This is a genomic window from Selenomonas ruminantium subsp. ruminantium ATCC 12561 (assembly GCF_000424065.1).
GTDB lineage: Bacteria > Bacillota > Negativicutes > Selenomonadales > Selenomonadaceae > Selenomonas_A > Selenomonas_A ruminantium.
Map to the genome: position 1 here is coordinate 67596 of NZ_AUJE01000011.1, position 17633 is coordinate 85228.

At 50.9% G+C, this 17633-nt stretch carries 16 protein-coding genes; 13 read left to right on the forward strand and 3 right to left on the reverse strand.

Annotated features, from left to right (window positions below):
• The first annotated feature begins 12 nt into the window (after positions 1–12).
• From G598_RS0106285 to G598_RS0106320, 8 genes are all read left to right on the forward strand, one after another.
• Positions 13–882, forward strand: coding sequence for a phosphoenolpyruvate hydrolase family protein (locus tag G598_RS0106285; protein WP_026766224.1), 870 nt, complete (start codon positions 13–15; stop codon positions 880–882).
• Positions 879–2069, forward strand: coding sequence for a phosphoenolpyruvate hydrolase family protein (locus G598_RS0106290; RefSeq protein ID WP_026766225.1), 1191 nt, complete (start codon positions 879–881; stop codon positions 2067–2069). Before G598_RS0106285 ends, G598_RS0106290 begins: the two co-directional genes overlap by 4 nt.
• Positions 2070–2280: 211 nt before the next feature.
• Entirely contained in the window at positions 2281–2952 is a 672-nt protein-coding gene (locus tag G598_RS17245) for a bifunctional 4-hydroxy-2-oxoglutarate aldolase/2-dehydro-3-deoxy-phosphogluconate aldolase (RefSeq protein WP_051180021.1), read from the forward strand.
• 46 nt (positions 2953–2998) lie between these two features.
• Entirely contained in the window at positions 2999–3946 is a 948-nt protein-coding gene (locus G598_RS0106300; RefSeq protein WP_026766226.1) for a sugar kinase, read from the forward strand.
• Positions 3947–3949: 3 nt separating this feature from the next.
• The gene (kduI, locus tag G598_RS0106305; RefSeq protein ID WP_026766227.1) at positions 3950–4792 is read left to right on the forward strand and encodes a 5-dehydro-4-deoxy-D-glucuronate isomerase; all 843 of its coding nucleotides are present in this window, start codon (positions 3950–3952) and stop codon (positions 4790–4792) included.
• Positions 4793–4808: 16 nt separating this feature from the next.
• Positions 4809–5600 carry a gluconate 5-dehydrogenase gene (locus tag G598_RS0106310; RefSeq protein ID WP_211221521.1) on the forward strand — a complete coding sequence of 264 codons (792 nt, stop codon included), beginning with the start codon at positions 4809–4811 and terminating at the stop codon, positions 5598–5600.
• Positions 5601–5661: 61 nt separating this feature from the next.
• Entirely contained in the window at positions 5662–6657 is a 996-nt protein-coding gene (kdgT, locus tag G598_RS0106315; protein ID WP_026766229.1) for a 2-keto-3-deoxygluconate transporter, read from the forward strand.
• 162 nt (positions 6658–6819) lie between these two features.
• Positions 6820–8043, forward strand: a complete 1224-nt coding sequence (locus G598_RS0106320) for an NAD(P)-dependent oxidoreductase (protein WP_026766230.1) — start codon at positions 6820–6822, stop codon at positions 8041–8043.
• An 86-nt stretch (positions 8044–8129) separates the two neighbouring features.
• Here G598_RS0106320 and recQ read toward each other — a convergent pair whose 3' ends face one another.
• Positions 8130–9911, reverse strand: coding sequence for a DNA helicase RecQ (gene recQ / locus G598_RS0106325; RefSeq protein WP_026766231.1), 1782 nt, complete (start codon positions 9909–9911; stop codon positions 8130–8132).
• 157 nt (positions 9912–10068) lie between these two features.
• Here recQ and G598_RS17250 point away from each other — a divergent pair, with 157 nt between their 5' ends.
• From G598_RS17250 to G598_RS0106345, 4 genes are read left to right on the forward strand one after another with little or no spacing between them, the layout of a single operon-like run.
• A complete protein-coding gene (locus tag G598_RS17250; protein WP_037363402.1) occupies positions 10069–11481 on the forward strand; it encodes a TolC family protein in 1413 nt (470 codons plus the stop codon).
• Complete coding sequence (locus G598_RS0106335; protein ID WP_026766232.1) at positions 11478–12611, forward strand: efflux RND transporter periplasmic adaptor subunit; 1134 nt, start codon at positions 11478–11480, stop codon at positions 12609–12611. Before G598_RS17250 ends, G598_RS0106335 begins: the two co-directional genes overlap by 4 nt.
• A 19-nt stretch (positions 12612–12630) precedes the next feature.
• On the forward strand, positions 12631–13353 hold the full coding sequence (locus G598_RS0106340) for an ABC transporter ATP-binding protein (RefSeq protein ID WP_026766233.1): 723 nt from the start codon (positions 12631–12633) through the stop codon (positions 13351–13353).
• Positions 13343–14560 carry an ABC transporter permease gene (locus tag G598_RS0106345; RefSeq protein WP_026766234.1) on the forward strand — a complete coding sequence of 406 codons (1218 nt, stop codon included), beginning with the start codon at positions 13343–13345 and terminating at the stop codon, positions 14558–14560. Before G598_RS0106340 ends, G598_RS0106345 begins: the two co-directional genes overlap by 11 nt.
• Here G598_RS0106345 and G598_RS0106350 read toward each other — a convergent pair whose 3' ends face one another.
• Together G598_RS0106350 and G598_RS0106355 are read right to left on the reverse strand one after the other, a co-directional pair.
• Positions 14561–15205 carry a prepilin peptidase gene (locus G598_RS0106350; RefSeq protein WP_037363404.1) on the reverse strand — a complete coding sequence of 215 codons (645 nt, stop codon included), beginning with the start codon at positions 15203–15205 and terminating at the stop codon, positions 14561–14563. It abuts the gene before it with no gap.
• Positions 15202–15519, reverse strand: a complete 318-nt coding sequence (locus G598_RS0106355; RefSeq protein ID WP_051180023.1) for a DUF192 domain-containing protein — start codon at positions 15517–15519, stop codon at positions 15202–15204. Before G598_RS0106355 ends, G598_RS0106350 begins: the two co-directional genes overlap by 4 nt.
• Positions 15520–15642: 123 nt before the next feature.
• On the opposite strand from G598_RS0106355, the gene recJ reads away from it, so the two are divergent.
• Complete coding sequence (recJ, locus tag G598_RS0106360) at positions 15643–17619, forward strand: single-stranded-DNA-specific exonuclease RecJ (RefSeq protein WP_026766237.1); 1977 nt, start codon at positions 15643–15645, stop codon at positions 17617–17619.
• Positions 17620–17633: the final 14 nt, after the last annotated feature.

Sequence of the window (17633 nt, forward strand, 5' to 3'; positions counted from 1 at the left end):
GGGTCAGTTGCAATGTATAGAAAAAGCCGGCAGGAGATTGTCGATTTATTTCGGGAACGCAGTGAAAATGGAAAATTATTAACAGGAATCGGCACAGGGATGGAGCAGATAGCAAAGCATGGGGACCATCTCGGCGCCGATTTTCTTGCGTTCTATCACACAGGACGGCTGCAGCGGGCAGGCCGTAGTATGCTCGCGGGGATGCTTTCCTATGATGATGCCAATACCATCGTTCAGGAACTCGGTGATGAAGTGCTGCCTGCTGTGCGTAAAATACCGGTTTTGGCCGGCGTTTGCGGTACAGACCCCTTCCGCAAAATGACCATGTTTTTGGGGAAACTCAGGGAGCAGGGCTTTAACGGCGTACAGAATTTTCCTACCGTGGGGATTGTCGATGGCCGGTTCCGAGCCAATATGGAAGGCACGAATATGGGCTATCAGGTGGAAGTGGATATGATTCGGTCCGCACATGAACTGGATTTATTTACCTGTCCCTTTATCTTTGATGCCGAACAGGGCGAGGCGATGGCCCGTGCTGGTGCTGATATGCTCCTTTTGCACTTTGGCCTGGTGACGAAAAAAGCGCAGGAAAGAGGTGCGGTGCCCTCCCTTGAAAGTTGCTGCGACAAATTAAGGCAGGTTATGGAAAAGAGCAGAGCGGTACGCCGGGATATTCTGATTGGCTGCTGTGGACAGCAGGTGGATTCTTTGGAAGGCGCGGCGCAGCTCATGCAGAATATCCCTTCCACAGCCGGGGTATTCACGTTCTTCCCCGGCAAAGGTGAGGAGTCGGAAAAAGGCTTATCGACAAAGGTGCGGGAATACCGGTCTTTGGATAGAATCAAACGGGCAGCATTGCAGAGAAGGGGGGCGGGCAGATGAAGGACAACGACAAGGAATTCATCCTCCGCCGGCTGCGGGCGGAAATCAATGTAGGCGGCCATATCATTGGTGCGGCGGTAGGCTCCGGGATGACCGCCAAACTTGCGGCTATGGGCGGCGCAGATATTCTGCTGGCCTTATCCGCGGGAAAATTTCGCATTATGGGCCGCAGTTCCCTAAGCAGTTTTTTTTGCTATGGCAACAGCAATCAAATCGTGATGGATATGGGGAAGCGGGAGATATTTCCCGTGGTGCAGGATGTGCCGCTGCTCTTTGGCCTGATGGCCAGCGACCCTTATGTAAAGCTGTTTGACTATTTGCAGGAAATCAAGGACAGCGGTTTTGCCGGTGTGGTGAATTCACCAACGCTGGCACAGGTGGATGGCACCTTCCGCGAGGCGCTGGAGGAGGAAGGCAATTCCTATGACAGGGAAGTAGCCGCCATACGGCTGGCCAATCAGCTGGAGCTTTTGACTATGGCGTTTGTAACCTCGCTGGAAGAAACAGAAAAGATGATTGAAGCCCGGGCAGATATCATCTGTTTTCACATGGGGCTGACGGCGGGCGGACTTTTGGGTGCCAAACGCCATTTAAGTATCAGCGAGGCACGGGGACTGGCCGAGAAGATTTTTGACCTCTGCAAAGCACGCAATCCGGATATCTTGCGGTTCGTTTATGCCGGCCCCGCGAATAAATTGATGGATATGCAGTATCTTTACCGCAATACCAGCTGTCAGGGCTATATCGGCGGGTCGACATTTGACCGGATTCCCATGGAAGAATCCATCTATGCGGCAGTGAGTTCCTTTAAGAATTACGGTCATCCTGAGGTGATTGGCAATCTGCGGGAGCGCAGATGGGGGTCGAATCAGTTAGTGGAATCCATGCGGCGCTATATTGAAGAACATTATCGTGATGAAGTAAAATTAGGAGATATTGCCCTGGTCGCACATATGTCACCTTCTTATATGGGGGCCCGCTTCAAGAAGGAAACCGGGATGAGTTTTACGGAGTATCTGTTGCAGTTCCGTATGGGCAAGGCCAGAATTTTATTGGCGGATGGCGAGTTATCGTGCAAGGAAGTAGCGCGGATGGTCGGCTATCAGGATTATGTGCAGTTTTCCAAGATGTTTCGGAAATACGAAGGCGTGTCGCCAAGCGATGTTCAAAAGAAGAAAACGGAATAATACAAGCATTTGTTTGACTTAGTTGTGTTTATACTATTATAAATTGGTATAAACACAACTTTTTTTCGCATAAAATTCTAAAAAAAGAGGATAAACACATGATAAAGATGTGATAACACATTTACTTATGAGTTTAAATCGACTAAAATAATAGATAACAAAAGGAAAAACAAGTTATTACTGCAGCAGTAATAGGGAAGGACAAAGCATTATGCATGATATTTTTAGAAGATTTAGGGATGTTGGAATAATCCCTGTAATTGTAATGGAGCATGAGGAACATGCAGAGAAACTGGCCGATATTCTTTGTGACAATGGACTGCCTTGTGCGGAAGTCACTTTTCGTACAGAGGCAGCTGCCAAGGTGATTGCCGCCATGGTCAAGCATCGTCCGGACATGTTAGTAGGTGCGGGTACAGTGCTTACGGTGGAAGAAGTCGATTTGGCTGTTGCTTCCGGAGCACAGTTTATCGTCAGTCCGGGGCTTAATCCTACCGTGGTTCAATATTGTCAGGAACACAATATTCCCATGGCACCAGGAACACAAACGCCCAGTGAAATGGAACAGGCTATCGGCTTAGGTGTAGATTTTGTCAAATTCTTCCCGGCGGAACAGTCTGGCGGTCTTAACATGATTAAGGCTGTGGCGGCACCTTACGGGCAGTTGTCCTTTATGCCAACCGGAGGAATTAATGCAGATAATGTTCAGCCCTATCTGCAAAATGACCGGATTGTTGCCTGCGGTGGGAGCTGGATGGTCAAAGAGTCCTTGATGGAAGCCGGCAACTGGAAGAAAATTGCCAAGCTGGTGCAGGAGGCAGCAGACATTGTCCGCAAAGCCAGAGGCAAGGATAATCTCGATAAACATTTGTTAGCAAGCTAAACGCATATTAAAAAATATAGAAAGAATATAGAAAGGAATGGTATGGATGGCAGAAGTATTAACGATAGGCGAACCGATGGGGCTCTTTATTGCTGAGGAAGCCAAACCGCTCAAAGATGTACAGCAGTTTACCCGCCGGGTCTGCGGTGCGGAAGTGAATTTCTCCATTGGTCTGGCCCGTCTGGGACATGAAGTGGCTTATGTGTCCCGTGTAGGAGCAGACCCGCTGGGCGAACATATCATTGATTTCCTCAAGGAAAATCACATTGATACTGCTTATGTTACGGAAGATGATGAACATCTTACGGGGATGCAGATGAAGGCCAAGACCGAAGATGGCTCCGACCCCATGGTGGTCAACTATCGTAAACACACGGCTTTTTCTTACTTTGTTCAGCAGAGTCTGCAGAATATCAACTGGCAGGGCGTAAGACATGTACATGCTACGGGAATTCCGGCGGCTTTGTCTGAATCCTGCTGTCAGGCACTGGCAAAGTTGATGGAAGAAGCGCATGCACATGGCTGTACCGTATCCTTTGACCCTAATCTGCGGCCGGCACTTTGGCCGTCGCAGGAAATCATGGTGGATACCCTTAATCGGCTGGCGGCCAAGGCGGATTTGATTCTGCCGGGAATTGGCGAGGGCAGGACGCTTACCGGCTGCAGTGAACCGGAGCAGATAGCTGACTTTTATTTGCAGCGGGGCGCACAGGCGGTTGTGGTGAAATTAGGCGGCAGCAAGGGGGCTTATACGAAGGAAAAGAGTGGCAAGTATTTCTTTGCACCGTCCTTTGCCGTGGAACATGTGGTGGATACAGTAGGTGCCGGGGATGGCTTTGCTGTTGGTATCATATCGGCTCTCTTAGAAGGATTATCACTGCCGGAAGCAGTACGCCGGGGCACGGCGATTGGCGCATTGGCGGTTATGTCTCCGGGGGATAACGAAGGCTTGCCCAACCGTCAAAAATTACAGCATTTTATGGAGGTCGCATGACTAATGGATATTCGTTATTCTGCCAATCAGAGAGATTTTAAGCGTTATACCACAGAGGAGATAAGAAAAGAATTTTTAATTGAAACACTTTTCGCTCCGGATGAAGTAAAAGCAGTGTACTCGCATGTGGACCGTATGGTCACGTTTGGCTGTATGCCAGTCAATGAGGCAGTACCTTTAAATAAGGGCATTGATGTCTGGCATAACTTTGGGACGGAATACATTCTGCAGCGCCGCGAAATAGGCATTTTCAATGTAGGTGGTGCTGGCAGCATTATCGCTGACGGCGTGACTTATGAAATGGGATACAAGGATTGTTTATATATCAGCATGGGTACCAGGGAAGTAACCTTTAGAAGCGTCGATGGGCATAAGCCGGCAAAATTCTATATGGTATCGGCTCCGGCGCACAAGCCCTGCACCACGAAGTTAATCACCATTCAGGAGGCCAACAAGGTTCCCTGTGGTGACATGAAGACCAGCAATAAACGGACGATTAATCAGTTCATTCATCCGGATGTGCTGGAAACCTGTCAGCTCTCCATGGGCATGACCTCACTGGAACCGGGCAGCGTTTGGAATACCATGCCGGCCCATACGCATGAACGCCGCATGGAAGTGTATTTCTACTTTGAGATTCCTGAGGAAGAAGTGGTCTTTCATATGATGGGAGAGCCGCAGGAAACACGTCATGTGCTCATGCACAATGAGCAGGCCATCATCAGTCCGTCATGGAGCATCCATGCTGGCTGCGGTACCGCCAATTATACCTTCATCTGGGCAATGGGCGGCGAAAATAAAACCTTTGACGATATGGATAACATCAAGAATACGGAGCTTAGATAATAAAAGGGGCATAAAAATGGATATGGACTATTTGAAACAGTTTTCTCTGGAGGGAAAGGTAGCTTTGGTCACTGGCGCTGCTTATGGTATCGGATTTGCCATTGCCAAAGCTTATGCCAAGGCGGGCGCGAAGATTGCCTTTAACTGCCGCAGTGAGAAGCATATGCAGGAAGCTCTCGCTGCCTATGAAAAGGAAGGCATTGACGTTAAGGGCTATTACTGTGATGTCACCAAGGAAGATGAAGTGCAGAAAATGGTGGCAGCTATCGAACAGGATTTGGGCGTGATTGATATTCTGGTCAACAATGCCGGCATCATCAAGCGGATTCCCATGCTGGAAATGACGGCAGAAGATTTCCGGCAGGTGGTGGATATTGACCTGAATGCACCGTTTATTGTATCCAAGGCGGTTTTGCCGGGCATGCTCAAGAAAGGGCATGGCAAAATCATCAATATCTGTTCGATGATGAGTGAACTGGGCCGCGAGACGGTATCGGCCTATGCGGCTGCCAAGGGTGGGCTGAAGATGCTAACCCGCAATATCTGCTCGGAGTACGGCAGCGCCAATATCCAGTGCAATGGCATCGGCCCCGGTTATATCGCCACGCCGCAAACGGCGCCGCTCAGGACGCCGGGACATCCCTTTAATGAGTTCATTTTGGCCAAAACCCCGGCCAACCGCTGGGGAACGACCGAGGATTTGGAAGGACCGGCCATTTTCCTGGCCTCGGATGCCTCGAATTTTGTCAATGGTCATGTGCTTTATGTGGATGGGGGGATTCTGGCCTATATTGGCAAGCAGCCGTAAAATGTGTGATGCAATGTGATGCTGTATTGTGGAGAGTGGAAGACCTGGTGGGGGTAAAATTATGAAAATATTACAAACAGTTGAACGGATTCCCGGTGGCTTGATGCTTGTCCCGTTGCTTCTTGGTGCTCTTTGTCATACGTTTACGCCGTGGGCTGGCAAGTATTTTGGTTCTTTTACCAATGGGTTGATAACAGGAACGGTGCCGATTCTGGCGGTGTGGTTCTTCTGTATGGGGGCCAGTATTAATTATCATTCTGCAGGCGTAGTATTGCGGAAGTCTGGTACCATCGTGTTTACGAAAATCGTTGTCGCTTGGATTGTGGGCTTCCTCTGTGTTATGTTTATGCCGAAAGGCATGATTCAGGCCGGTTTCTTTGCCGGGCTGTCCACCTTGGCTATCGTTACGGCTATGGATATGACCAATGGCGGTCTGTACGCATCCTTGATGCAGCAGTACGGAACCAAGGAAGAGGCTGGCGCTTTTGTCCTGACCTCCATTGAGTCTGGGCCATTGGTTACGATGATGATTCTAGGCTCCACGGGTGCCGCATATTTTGAACCCCATGTTTTTGTCGGTGCAGTGCTTCCGTTTGTGGTCGGCTTTGCCCTCGGCAATCTTGACCCGGAGCTGCGCGCACTGTTCTCTCCCGCAGGCAAGATTATGATTCCGTTCTTTGCCTTTGCTCTGGGGAATACCATCAATTTGGCGGTTATCGGGGAAACGGGTCTTCTGGGCATTATGCTGGGTCTGTCTGTTATTGTGATTACGGGTATTCCCCTTATCATTGCTGACCGCACGATTGCCGGCGGCAATGGGGCAGCAGGTCTGGCAGCTTCGAGTACCGCTGGTGCAGCAGTAACCAATCCCCTGATTGTCGGTCAGATGATTCCGGAATTGCAGCCGATTGTGCCGGCAGCTACGGCCTTGGTTGCTACCAGCGTTGTCGTCACGTCTGTGGTGGTTCCGATTATCACAGCACTTTGGTATAAACGTTTTGGCAAACGGCAGGAAAAGCAGGAGGAACTGCGGGTCGTAAGCCATCACGCAGCTTAAACTTTATAAGTGGTAAACAAAAATCTCCGACAGTTTCATGCCGGAGATTTTTGTTATTTATTAGAGGATTTATGGAAAGTAATAAAGAATATAAATAAATAGTATAAAACATAAGCGATAAACAGCTCTGAGACGGAGAAAACAATTTAGAGGTGAACATTAATGGCAGTCCATGTAATCAATGAAGCGAGGCGTTGCCTGCAGTGCAAGAAACCAATGTGTCAGCTGCAGGGGTGTCCCATCGGCACCAATATTCCGGAAATGATTCGGCTGTTCCTGGACGGTCAGGGAAATGAAGCCGCAGCGATGTTATTTGCCAACAATCCCATGAGCATAATCTGCTCGCTGGTCTGTGACCATGAAAGGCAATGCGAAGGCCATTGCATTCAGGGGCGCAAGGGCAGTGCGGTGCAGATTTCCAGCATTGAGCATTATATATCCAATGGTTTCTTTGAGAAGCTGCAACTGGAAAAACAGCCGCCCAAAGGACAGCGGGTGGCGGTAATCGGCAGCGGCCCTGCGGGGCTGGTGGTAGCGGTGGAGATGGCACAGATGGGTTATGATGTGACCATCTTTGAGCGCAAGAGCCATATCGGCGGCATGATGCGCTATGGCATTCCGGACTTTCGTCTGCCGCGGTCGATTTTGAGCCGCTACAAGGAAAAAATGCGCCTGTTGGGCATCCATATCCGGCCGCATACCACCATTGGCGGAGCTTTGCATTTAGATGATCTGATCAGCGATGGCTATCAGGCCATCTTCATTGGTACGGGGACTTGGCGGGCACGGCGTTTGGGCGTACCCGGGGAGAGTTTGGGCAATGTCCATTATGCCATTGATTACCTGCAGAATCCCGGTGCCTATGCGCTAGGCGAGCGGGTGGCGGTGATTGGCGCCGGCAATTCGGCCATGGATGCGGCCCGTACGGCTTTGCGGCAGGGCAGCCGTTTTGTTACCATTTATGCGCGCAGCAATCATGTCACGGCCAGCCAGCGGGAAGTGGATTATGCCATTGCCGATGGTGCCGAATTGGTTTATGGTATGGCGGTGGAGAAGATTACGGAACAGGGCCCGGTCTTTATTAAACGGGAATTTTCGGAGGCAGGCGAAATGATTGGTCAGGGGCTGATGGAATTGGCGCCTGCTGACAGCACCATTATCGCCGTCAGTCAGCGGGCAAAGGACAAGCTCGTGAACACCACATCAGGGCTTGATGTGAATGATAAGGGATTGATGGCCGTAGATGAACGTGGACAGACTACCCGTCCCGGAATCTTTTCCGCAGGTGATGTTGTCACCGGCCCGTGGAATGTAGTGCAGGCTGCCAAAGCCGCTAAGGAAGTGGCCCGGCAAATGGATGTTTATTTGCAATCCCTATCAAACTGAATTTTTTTTATATGTGGTATGGATGACAGGTTTTTGAATCTTTGAAAAACAAGAACCGCTCATGAACGTCATGGGCGGTTCTTGTTTTATTTATGCGTAGTTATACAGTTCAAAAATTCCTGTCCATATTTGCGCAGTTTCTGTTCGCCGATACCTTTGACGTCGAGCATCTCGTCAAGTGTAGCAGGCTGGACGCGGCACATATCCCTGAGCGTGGCATCGGAGAAGACCACATAGGGCGGGACGTGTTCGCGGGTGGCGATTTCTTTGCGCAGGTGGCGCAAATGGTCGAAGAGTTCCGGTGCGGCAGGTTCTTTTTCCTTTTCCGGTTTGGGCACGGCCTGCCAGACTTTTTCCTGTCCTTTGAGGACGGGATAGGCGGCAGGTTTCAGCGTGACCACGGGGAATTTGCTCTCGGTAATGCCTAAGTAATCTGTGGCGATAAAGCGTTGAATCAGGAGCTTGATATCGGCCAGCGTGCGTTCCTTCATCAGGCCGAAGGTGGAGAGTTTATCGAAGTGCAGCTCTTTTACGCGCTTATCGCTGGAGCCTTTGAGCACTTGTGCGACAAGGGTCAGGCCGAAGCGCTGCTGCATGCGGTAGACACAGGAGAAGACCTTTTGCGCATCAATGGTGACGTCGATTTTTTCGAGGCCCGCTTTGCAGTTGCCGCAGTTATCGCAGAGAACTTCGGAACTGGTATCGCCGAAATAGCTGATGATGAAATGCCGCAAACATTCCGGCGTGTGGCAGTAGTCCACCATCTTTTGCAGGGTGCCGAGGTTATGGGCCTTGCGTTCTTCATCCTCGATGGATACGTCAATCAGGTATTTCTGTGTCATGACGTCCTGCGGGGAGTAGAGCAGAATACAGCTGCCCGGTTCACCGTCGCGCCCCGCGCGGCCTGCTTCCTGATAGTAGGCTTCGATGTTTTTGGGCATATTGTAATGAATCACATAGCGGACGTTGGATTTGTCTATGCCCATGCCGAAGGCGTTGGTGGCCACAATGACCTGCACATTATCGTAGAGAAAATCGTCCTGCGCCTTATTGCGCTGCTTGTCGGACAGGCCTGCATGGTAGCGGCCTACGGCAAATTTTTTCTTTTTGAGGTGTTCGTAAAGGCTGTCCACTTCCTTGCGGGTGGCGGCATAGATGATGCCGGATTCGTCGGCATGGTTTTTCAGATAGCGCTCGATAAATTTTTTCTTATCCTCGCCCCGGCGCACCTCAAAGTAGAGGTTGGGGCGGTCAAAGCCCGTGACATGAATCCGCGGGTTTTGCAGGTGCAGAAGATTAATGATATCGTCTTTGACCTCCGGCGTAGCCGTGGCGGTAAAGGCGCTGACGAGCGGGCGGCGGGGGAGTCCGGCGATAAAGGGCGCAATCTGCCGGTAACTCGGGCGAAAGTCATGACCCCACTGGGAGAGGCAGTGCGCTTCGTCGACGGCCACCATGGAGATTTCCTGCCGTTCGATGATGTAGCGGAAGTAGTCGGTATCGAGCCGCTCAGGGGCGACGTAGACGAGTTTATACCGCCCATCGGCAATGGCGTTAAAGCGGAGATTGCTTTCCTCCAGGGATAACTGGCTGTTGATATAGGTGGCCGGCACGCCCTGTTCACCGAGGGCGTCAACCTGGTCTTTCATCAGGGAAATCAGCGGCGAGATGACAAGGGTTATGCCAGGAAACACCAACGCGGGCAGCTGAAAGCAGATGCTCTTGCCTGCGCCTGTAGGCATGATGGCAAGCGTATCAGAGCCCTGCAGGAGACTTTCGACCACAGGCTTTTGCGCCGGGCGGAAGTCCGGGTAGCCGTAGAACTTGCGCAGGAGATTCTGCGCCTCGGCAAAATATGGATTATCCATCGAAAAAACACCTATTTCTAATGCAAATTTAATCTATTTCTCATCGAATTACAACGAATCTATTTTATCATATAATACAACATTTTGCGCCATGAAAAGCGTGGTTGTGGTAAAATAAAAAGGTGTAAAAGGAAAATATACTGGGGAGGAAATCTTCATGGAATTAAAGCGTTGGATAAAAGCCGGCGTGCCGTTTATGGCACTGCTGTTGGCCAGTCCTATGGCGCAGGCAGCGGATTTGAGCCTGCAGGAAGCCATCAATTTGGCATTGGCGCAGAATACCGGTTTGAAAGTCACCCAAAAAGGCGAGGACACGGCCAAATACGCGCTGGAGCAGGCCAAAGGGAATAATGGGGTCAGTGTAGGTCTTAGTGACAGTCTTAGCACCAGTAAAACCAAAGATGCTGACCGTCAGGACAGCAATACGGCCAGCATTTCCGGTAAATTGCCCCTCTATAGCGGCGGCAAGAATCAGGCCAATATCAAAAAGGCTAAAATCGGCGTGGAATCGGCCAGCCTCACGACTCAGCGGGCGCAGGAGGATTTGAAACTCAGCGTCATCAAGGCATACTACGATGCGTTGGAGTCGAAGAAAACCGTTGGGGTGCGCCAGGAAACTGTGGACAAGTACCAGGAGCACTATACCAATGTGAGTCAGCTTTATGCGGCAGGTTCCAAGGCGAAGATTGATGTTATCCGTTCGCAGGTGGAACTCAGTGATGCCCGGCAGAATCTCATCAAGGCCGAGAACAGCTATGAGGTGGATTTGGCCGAGCTGCGCAATTACCTGAATATTGACCGCAGTGAACCGCTGAATCTGACGACGGATTTTTCTTATCTTGCCTTTGAACAGGATATGAATGCTTGTTTAGATTATGCCTATGCCAACCGCAAGGATCTGCAGGTGGACAAGAATTCACTCTTGCAGCAGGAGCAGGCGATTAAGGCGGCAAAGGCTGGCTATCAGCCTACGCTCAACTTGTCTGTGGGGCTTAGCGACAGCCAGCGTTTCCATCCCAGCAGTGAGAACAGCCACAGTGCGTCGGCAACTTTGGGGTTGGATTGGAATATCTTTGACAGTGGTGTAACCCGCGCGCAGATTAAATCAGCCGAAACGGACCGGGATATTGCCAAGCTGACCTATCAGAAGGATAAGGAAAGTATTGATTTGGCTGTGCGGGAGGCTTATTACAATATGCGCGAGGCCGAAAAGCGCTTTAATTCCACACAGGATGCCGTGCATCAGGCTGAAGAAGATGCCTTTATCGCGCGGGAAAAATACCGCGCCGGTGAAGGGCTGATGCTCGACATCATCGATGCACAGGAGGCACTTTCCACGGCGAAGTTGAACCATATCAGTGCGCAGTATGACTATGCCCGCTACAAGGCCACGGTGGAAAATGCCATGGGTGTAGAGTTGACGCCGGAAGAAAAAGAAGCTGCCGCCCAGCTCGATACCGATGCCGATACGGCGCTTATGCAGGAAAATTTAGGCAGCAACAGTGATACCACGGCGGATAATACCCGCCAAGTGGCAGAAGAACTGGCTGGAAATGAGGGAAATAAATGAAATTTGATTGGAAAATAAAGACCGCCATTGCCCTGGTGGTATTGATTGCCGCCGGTGTCTATGGCTATCAATACTATCAGGGCCAACAGGAGGCAAAGAAGGCGGCAGCGGTGGAAACAACGCCGGTTGTGCGTATGAATCTAAAGTCTACGGTATCGGCAACGGGTACCATCAAGCCGGTGAACAGTGTCGAGGTCAGCTCTAAGGTTACGGCACGGATCAAAGATGTGCTGGTTAAGGAAAATGATACGGTGACGGCGGGACAGACCGTAGCCACACTCGATGCCACGGACTATACGGAAAAACGCAATCAGGCCCAGTACAAGGTGGCCAACACCAAGGCTAAATATGAACGCGCTCAGTATCTCTACAGCATTGGTGCGGATACCCAGGAACAGCTGGAAGATGCCAAGATGAACTACGATACGGCCGTATCTTCGCTGGCGGAATCCCAGTCCAATATGAATGAAATGACCATTGTCGCGCCTATGTCCGGCATCGTGGTGGGCGAGCCGCAGACCCCTGGCACTATGGCCGTGCAGGGCACCAGCAATCCTACGGTCATCATGCGCATTGCGGACATGTCCAGCAAGCAGATTTTGGCCAAGGTCGATGAAACGGATATCGGCAGTGTGAAGGTTGGTCAGACCGCGACCTTCACAGTGGATAGTTTCAACGGCAAGACCTTTACGGCGCGGGTGTCCAAGATTTCCCAGACCGATACCAGCAACAGCTGGAATATCAATACATCGAGCAGTTCCTCTTCGAGCAGTTCCTCTTCGGCCAGCGTTATTTACTACTATGTGACATTAGATGTGGATGACCCGGACAATATGCTGCTGCCGGCTATGACGGCACGCGTGGAAATCAATACCGCTGAAAAAAATGATGCGCTGGTCGTGCCACTTTCCACCCTGAAAACCGATGCCAAGGGCTCCTATGTTATCGTGAAGAACGAGGATGGCACGCAGGAAAACCGCTATGTGTCCACAGGCATTTACAGCGATGAATATGTAGAGATTTTGGACGGCCTGTCCGAAGGTGAGCAAGTGGTCAGCACCTATGTGGCAAAATCTGCGGACAGCGCAAAAAAAAACAGCAGCAATCGCGGGGGGCCACCGCCAATGTAAGAAGGGCGGTAAAAATGCGATGACAACGAAAGAAACACGCACGGCCACCATCCAGCTCAAGGATATCAAAAAACTCTACAAAATCGGCGGCGAAACCGTAGCGGCCTTAGACGGCATTACCACGAATATCTATCAGGGCGAATTTGCCGCTCTGATGGGGCCGTCCGGCTCCGGCAAGTCCACGTTGATGAATATTTTGGGCTGTCTTGACCGGCCGACAATGGGTTCCTACAAGCTGGACGGGCAGGAAGTAGCCGGCCTTAGTGATGATAAACTGGCCGTGACCCGCAATAAGAAAATCGGCTTTGTCTTCCAGAACTTCAATCTGCTCTCCCGCATTTCGGCACTCGAAAATGTGGCTTTGCCGCTGGTTTACTCCGGTGTAGGGCGCAAGGAGCGATTGGAAAAGGCCATGCACTTTTTAGAGGCGGTGGGGCTTGCTGACCGGGCGGGCCATCAGCCCAATGAACTGTCGGGCGGTCAGCGGCAGAGGGTCGCGATTGCGCGGGCGCTCGTCAATGACCCGCACATCATCATGGCCGATGAGCCGACCGGCAACCTCGATACCAAATCCACCAAGGAAATCATGGAGATTTTCCAGAAGATGCATGGCATGGGCCGTACGATTATCCTCGTCACCCATGAACCGGAAATCGCCGCCTGTGCGAGCCGCCAGCTCCTGGTGCGCGATGGCAAAATCACCCGTGATGAAGGAAAGGGCGTGGTCATGGATGTTATTTAGTGAAAGTTTCCAAATGGCGCTGACATCCCTATACGCCAATAAGATGCGCAGTCTCTTAACCATGCTGGGTATTATCATCGGCGTGGGGGCGGTTATTGCCCTCGTATCGGTCGGCATGGGCGTGCGCAGCAATGTCACAAGCTCCATTGCCAGCTTAGGTTCCAATATGCTGATTGTTTCGCCCGGTTCCTCCAACCGCGGCGGCGTGCGCGGGGCGGCAGGCTCCATGCAGACCTTGAAATACGACGATGCCAAGGCCATCAAGGACAAAATCAAGAATATTGATTTTGTGTCCCCGTCCGTGTCCTCGTCCTATCAGATTGTCTATGGGAACAACAACTGGAAGACCAGCGTGCAGGGCGTGACGCCGGAATTTATGTCCATTCGTTCGCTGACCATTGGCTATGGTTCGTTTGTCTCAACGGATGATATGAATAAACGCAACCGCGTTGCCGTAATTGGCACCACCGTTGCGTCCAATCTCTTTGCCAAGGATAATCCTGTAGGCAAGAATATTCGTATCAACAATCAGCCCTATAAAGTAATCGGGCTGTTGGAATCCAAGGGGCAGTCCTCCGTGGGGCAGGACCAGGATGATGTGATTTACATTCCGCTGACCACTGCGCAGGAACGCATGCTGGGCATTACCTATGTGCAGTCCATCAATGTGCAGGTTTCCAGTCAGGAGAAGATGGAACAGGTGCAGGCCGAAATCGAGAACCTCCTGCGCTCCCGCCATCATATCGTTGCGGGCAAGGATGATGACTTCCATGTGCGTAACCTCACCAGCCTGATGGAAACGGTGAATCAGTCAACTTCCATGCTGACCCTGCTTTTAGGGGCGATTGCGGGCATTTCCCTGATTGTCGGCGGCATCGGCATCATGAATATCATGATGGTGTCCGTCACCGAGCGCACACGGGAAATCGGTATCCGCAAGGCTTTGGGTGCCACCTTTATGAACATCATGACCCAGTTCCTGATTGAGTCCATGGTTATCGGCATCATCGGCGGCATCATCGGCATTGTTTTTGGCTGTGCCGCATCCAAAATCATTGCCCAGCTGGGCGATTTTACCACGGTAATCACCATCACACCGATAATCGTATCCTTTATCTTCTCCGTGGGCATTGGCTTGTTCTTTGGCATATATCCGGCCAGAAAAGCCGCCAAGCTTGACCCCATAGAGGCATTGCGATACGAATAATCACTTTAGAAACAGCTGCAAGAGCGCAGCCAGTGTAAAATAAGGACCGTAGGCAAACTTATCGGTCCTTTTTTTGTGCTTGAATACCAATAAAATAAAGGCCGCAATCCCGCCGGCGATAAACCCAAATGCCACGACGTCGATGAGCGCAGCTGTCCCGAGCCATAGGCCAAGAGCGGCGATTAACTTGATATCGCCGCCGCCAATGCCGCCGCGCGTCAGTATTGCCAATATGAGAAAGATTACGCCGCCGCCCAGCGCGGCCGTCAGATGATTGAGCAGGGGAAAGCCGCTGACCAGGCAGAAGGCTAATCCGCAAAGGGCAAAGGGAAGCTGCATTACATCAAAAATAACTTGTTGCTCAAAATCCGTTATGGTGAAGAGAATCAGAAAATAAATAAAAATCAGGTTGAATATATTGTCCCAAAGTGTGGTGTCATGGGTCAGCAGATAAGACACAAAGAAGATGACTAAAATTGGCAGCAGGAACTGTTGCCTTTTTTGGTTCTGCTCAAATATTTTGTCGGGGAAAGTCAGGATAGATTCTTTTTCCTGATAAAGTTTTTTTAGCCAGGAATTTCCGGCAATGGCTCCGCTTATGGCGCAGATGACAGCTGCACCTAGTTTTATTATAAGGAATATCATCGTACATCTCCTGTGCTGAGTTTCAGCGTAGTTCCTACCTGAAGTGTATTTGCTTCTCCGGCATTGATTTCCACGACCCCCCAGGCATCTTTACACCATGCCAATCCAATCCATGGCTTTACATTGCGGGCAATTTTCAGTACCCGGTAATTGCGGTCAATGAAAATCGCATCGATGGCAAAACGCATAAAACACATGTGAATGCTGTTGCAGGGGGTAAGAAGCAGACCATGTCCTGCAGGCAGGTGCCTGCGCAGCATCAGGCCCCGAAAACGGGCAAAGAAGGTATCGGCTGTTGTGATTTTTATTTCCATAAATATCACCTTTTCAAAAAATGGTTTATTTCATTATACATGACAGCTTTTTTTGTTAAAAGGGAAAATTGTCATTTACGCCGAATACAAAATAGGATAAGATATTATCCGGGAGTGTAAAGTATGTTAAAAGAATGGAAATTAAGTGCCGCTGCACCGGAAGCGGCTGATTTTGCCAGGGAATTGGGTGTGACCAAGAGTCTGGCCAATATATTATGGAATCGTGGTATTTGCACCAAGGAGGCTGCAGAGATATTTCTGCACCCGGACAAACAGCCCTTCTATGACCCCTTTCTGATGAAAGATATGGATAAAGCTGCAGCGCGGATTGTGAAGGCCATTGATGATGAAGAAAACATCATGGTCTATGGGGACTATGATGTGGACGGCATGACGGCTACGACCTTGCTCGTGCATAATCTCCGGGCTTTGGGGGCAAAGGTGGATTTCTATATCCCCCATCGGGAAAAGGAAGGGTATGGCTTTAATCTGCCTGCATTGCAGAGTATTGCCGATGATGGCACCAAGCTGTTGGTATCGGTGGACTGCGGGATTGCTTCGGTAGATGATGTGGCGGCTATGGCTGGGAAAATGGACATCATCGTGACCGACCATCATCTGCCGGGAGAAAAACTGCCGCCCGCTTTGGCCGTGCTCAATCCCCATCGGGAAGACTGCCCTTATCCGGATAAAAACTTAGCCGGAGTAGGTGTGGCTTTTAAACTTTGTCAGGCCCTGTGGCAGGAAATGCATGGCCAAAATTACGTGCAGGATTTGGAAATCGTGGCGCTGGGAACTGTGGCCGATATTGTGCCGCTTATTGGTGAAAACCGCAAGATTGTGGCGGCAGGCCTCAAAAAGATGCGGCATTCTTCTTTTGCGGGAATGCGGGCCTTGGTGGAGGTTTCCGATATTCGCGATGAGGAGTTAAATACCGGCCATGTGGGCTTTCGGCTGGCTCCCCGCCTGAATGCAGCCGGACGTATCGGCTCAGCCCGCAAGGGGGTAGAACTGCTCCTGACCAAGGATAACGCTAAGGCTGAGTCACTGGCAATGGAACTGGATATGCTCAACAGCCAGCGGCAGAGCATTGAACAGGAAATTTTGGCCAAGGCAGAAGCGGAGCTTGCTGGTGTAGATGTGAATAATCTGCCCGCTATTGTGGTGGCCGGGGAAAAGTGGAATCCTGGTGTTATCGGCATTGTGGCTTCGCGGCTCGTGGACAAGTACTATAAGCCGACGATTGTCTTCAGCAGGCAGGAAGATGGCATTTGCAAAGGCTCCTGCCGCAGCATCGAGGGGCTGCATATGTATGAAGCGCTAAATGCCTGCAGGGAGCATATCCTGCAGTTTGGCGGTCATTCTCAGGCGGCTGGTCTGTCGGTGAAGGCTGAGGAATTGGAGAACTTTAAACGTGCCTTTGCTGAAGTGGCGGCAAGCACGCTGACCCCTGCCGACTATGTGCCCAAGGTCAAGGTGGAAATGGAACTTCCGCCAGAGGAAATTACCTTTGAACTCGTAGATGAACTGGCAAAATTGGAGCCGTTTGGCATGGCTAACCCCAAGCCGCTCTTTGGCGTGCGCGGGATTCGGGGCAGGGCACCGCAGGCCATTGGCCGTGAAGGCCAGCATCTGCGTTTTCAGGTGGGCACGGAAAATGCACCGCTTACGGCACTCTTGTGGAACCGCAGCGACTATGCGGGCATCATCAACAGCGAAGTGATTGATATGGTCTACAGTCCGGCGGTCAATGAATGGCAGGGCAGCTGCAGCCTGCAGTGTATGGTGGACAGTATTGCACCGGCTGACGGGGAACGGATTTTCCCCGAACGGGAGCAGTTGGTGGATATCTATAAATTCCTCTATCAGATTCAGCAGAACGAGGATTATATTCCCTATACCGCCGAGCAGCTTACAGTGGATTTCTGCAAGCGGGGCAGTCATATATCTCTCTATACCATGAGCCTGGGCTTGCGGATTTTTCAGGAATTAAATCTTTTGCGCATGGACTTGCAGGAAAATTGCTATTATCTGCCCAAGGCCAGCGGGCGTATGGATCTAGAGGCTTCGCCCACCTATCGGAACGGGCAGCACCGCTAAAGATACAGGGAAGG

Bases quoted from the DNA above. Each gene is read 5' to 3' on its own strand.
- G598_RS0106285 (WP_026766224.1), top strand. From the start codon at position 13: ATGTATAGAAAAAGCCGGCAGGAGATTGTCGATTTATTTCGGGAACGC.
- G598_RS0106290 (WP_026766225.1), top strand. From the start codon at position 879: ATGAAGGACAACGACAAGGAATTCATCCTCCGCCGGCTGCGGGCGGAA.
- G598_RS17245 (WP_051180021.1), top strand. From the start codon at position 2,281: ATGCATGATATTTTTAGAAGATTTAGGGATGTTGGAATAATCCCTGTA.
- G598_RS0106300 (WP_026766226.1), top strand. From the start codon at position 2,999: ATGGCAGAAGTATTAACGATAGGCGAACCGATGGGGCTCTTTATTGCT.
- kduI (WP_026766227.1), top strand. From the start codon at position 3,950: ATGGATATTCGTTATTCTGCCAATCAGAGAGATTTTAAGCGTTATACC.
- G598_RS0106310 (WP_211221521.1), top strand. From the start codon at position 4,809: ATGGATATGGACTATTTGAAACAGTTTTCTCTGGAGGGAAAGGTAGCT.
- kdgT (WP_026766229.1), top strand. From the start codon at position 5,662: ATGAAAATATTACAAACAGTTGAACGGATTCCCGGTGGCTTGATGCTT.
- G598_RS0106320 (WP_026766230.1), top strand. From the start codon at position 6,820: ATGGCAGTCCATGTAATCAATGAAGCGAGGCGTTGCCTGCAGTGCAAG.
- recQ (WP_026766231.1), bottom strand. From the start codon at position 9,911: ATGGATAATCCATATTTTGCCGAGGCGCAGAATCTCCTGCGCAAGTTC.
- G598_RS17250 (WP_037363402.1), top strand. From the start codon at position 10,069: ATGGAATTAAAGCGTTGGATAAAAGCCGGCGTGCCGTTTATGGCACTG.
- G598_RS0106335 (WP_026766232.1), top strand. From the start codon at position 11,478: ATGAAATTTGATTGGAAAATAAAGACCGCCATTGCCCTGGTGGTATTG.
- G598_RS0106340 (WP_026766233.1), top strand. From the start codon at position 12,631: ATGACAACGAAAGAAACACGCACGGCCACCATCCAGCTCAAGGATATC.
- G598_RS0106345 (WP_026766234.1), top strand. From the start codon at position 13,343: ATGTTATTTAGTGAAAGTTTCCAAATGGCGCTGACATCCCTATACGCC.
- G598_RS0106350 (WP_037363404.1), bottom strand. From the start codon at position 15,205: ATGATATTCCTTATAATAAAACTAGGTGCAGCTGTCATCTGCGCCATA.
- G598_RS0106355 (WP_051180023.1), bottom strand. From the start codon at position 15,519: ATGGAAATAAAAATCACAACAGCCGATACCTTCTTTGCCCGTTTTCGG.
- recJ (WP_026766237.1), top strand. From the start codon at position 15,643: ATGTTAAAAGAATGGAAATTAAGTGCCGCTGCACCGGAAGCGGCTGAT.